At 58.4% G+C, this 1,031-nt stretch carries 1 protein-coding gene; it reads left to right on the plus strand.

Annotated elements, in window-relative coordinates:
• The coding region (locus ACE6ED_RS29150; protein WP_410830956.1) for a peptidoglycan-binding domain-containing protein at nt 1–1,031 on the plus strand (1,031 nt) is incomplete at both ends.

Genomic DNA, 1,031 nt, shown 5'->3' on the forward strand with positions numbered 1-1,031 from the left:
ACCAATCGGCGGCGGTCCGGGAAACCGCGGAACAGTATGGCTACACGGAATCGAAAATGAAGGCGCTGCTGAACGCGAAGTTCATGCGCAAGTTCCCAACGGTCCAACGGATCGGCGGACTCGGCGCCCGGCTGTGGGACATGTGGCGGAGGCGGCAGGAGCGGGGCGGAGAGCACCTGCTAGAGCTGCTGAGCGGGAAGCCGTCACTGAAAGATCTGCTAAAGGCTGCGGTGAATAGTGTACAGGATCTGCAGCTCGAAACGCGGCTGATCCCCTACAGCAGTGAACCGCGGATTACGGAGCTGCTGGACAGGTTGCATACGGGAGATGAAGCCTTACGGGAAGAGGCGCGGATGAAACTGAACGAGATCGCCAATGCGTTCGATACCCTGGCCCGCTCCCAGGCGACTTACAGCGTGTATGCGGCATATGACCACAAGCAGTACATGGAACAGGTGAAGCAGACCGCTGCTGCGCAGCGGGATATTTTGGCGGGGCTTGGCGTTGATCCGGCGTGGTATGGACCGGAAATCAGCCTGCGGAAGCACTACAAAGGACCGCTGCTGTCGGCTTGCGACTATAATCCGCTTCAGTCGAACTTTTCTCCAATGCCGAAGGAAGAGGAGTTGCGGCTGGTCATCGCCATCGGGATGACAGTCCCGGCTTATCAGGAATGGGCTATTCACAATTACCCGGAGATTGAAAAGGCCGCGAAGAAGAGAGCGGCGGAACTGGAACGGCAGCGGGAACTCCGCCGGCAGCTGATGGAAGATTACAACCAAAAGTTCTCCCCCGCAGATATCCGGGCGATGCAAGAAGCCTTGAAGAAGCGAGGCATGTACCCGGGAGAGATTACGGGGTGGTACAACGAGGAATTTTTGTTGGCGGTGGAGAAGTTTCAAGGGATGCAGGGCAGGAAGCCGGACGGCAGCTTCGACAGTACGCTGCTTGCTCTGGCGAAGAGCACGGAGGAAGCGGGCTGGAAGACACCGCTTGCTGTAGGGGAAGGGATTGCGGTACAGCTGGGGGTT

It is taken from the genome of Paenibacillus nanchangensis, from assembly GCF_046543445.1.
Classification (GTDB): domain Bacteria; phylum Bacillota; class Bacilli; order Paenibacillales; family Paenibacillaceae; genus Paenibacillus_AQ; species Paenibacillus_AQ nanchangensis.